This is a genomic window from Achromobacter sp. SIMBA_011 (assembly GCF_046535435.1).
Taxonomy (GTDB): Bacteria; Pseudomonadota; Gammaproteobacteria; order Burkholderiales; family Burkholderiaceae_B; genus Achromobacter; species Achromobacter dolens.
Genome location: NZ_JAWRWN010001307.1, coordinates 1 through 232 on the forward strand (window position 1 = coordinate 1; position 232 = coordinate 232).

The 232-nt window shown below is 53.0% G+C and carries 1 pseudogene; it reads left to right on the plus strand.

Features of this window, described 5'->3' with window-relative positions:
* Positions 1-128: 128 nt before the first annotated feature.
* Positions 129-232 (plus strand): annotated as a pseudogene (locus SB816_RS35305) (DNA-binding response regulator); the annotation flags it as partial.

Below are 232 nucleotides of genomic sequence, written 5' to 3' on the forward strand. Positions count from 1 at the left end.
GTATCCCTGAAGGTAACCTGAAGCAGGCAGCCACGCCTGACTGCGCAGAACTACCATTACCTGTCGCCTACAATTGAAGGATTTTCGATTGAAGCAGCTACCAGGACGCGAATACGTTTCACTTGCATATGAGAATTCTTCTCGTTGAAGACGATGACCTGATCGGCAGCGGTCTGGAGATCAGCCTTGTTGAGGCCGGCTACAGTGTTGACTGGGTGCGCGATGGCCACGC